The sequence below is a fragment of the Vibrio sp. Y176 genome (assembly GCF_033438945.1).
Genome location: NZ_JAWOQS010000696.1, coordinates 1 through 637, shown reverse-complemented (window position 1 = coordinate 637; position 637 = coordinate 1). Strand labels below are relative to the sequence as shown.

At 44.7% G+C, this 637-nt stretch carries 1 pseudogene; it reads left to right on the top strand.

The window, feature by feature from the left end:
* Nucleotides 1-637: pseudogene (locus R7O13_RS28135) on the top strand (AraC family transcriptional regulator); the annotation flags it as partial.

The window sequence follows — 637 nt, the reverse complement described above, 5'->3', positions numbered from 1 at the left end:
GAAAACGATGTAATCCAAGTGGGGAGTTCCGACCTTGATGGGATTAAGCTGCCTTATGGTTCTTCGCTGAGTTTTCTCTTTGGCATCATGCCTAAACCGGATAGCCAGAACCTGTACTACCGCTTAAACGAAGACGATCGATGGCAGACCTTAGAAGGGGGACAGTTAACCTTAGAGCACCTTAACTCTGGGGAATACCACCTTCAAGTGAGTAACGAGTCACAGGTAACGGCGGGCGTTGTTGGCTTAGAGTCTCGTTTTGAAGTGCTCAAACCATGGTATCTATCCCAGCTTGCGATATTAGGCTTTCTCGTCTCAATTTCTACGCTTATCGGCCTTATCATGTACTGGCGTTCACGATATGTTATGCAAGCAAACCGAGAGCTTGCTGCTCAGGTCACTCTAAAGACCAACCAACTAAGGCATCAAAGCCGCGTATTATTGACGAGTAATCAACAATTAAGAAAGCAAATTCAGGTTAGAAACCTATTAGTTGACCATGTTGCTCAGTCTATAAAAACCAGCGTCGATTATATCTCGTCAAAATTGCCAGTGGAGAGAGATTCCATCACAGAGGATCACGTATCAAAAACTTACTGGCAGCTAAATGAGCTTAAAAGTGCTCCAGGTGATGCGA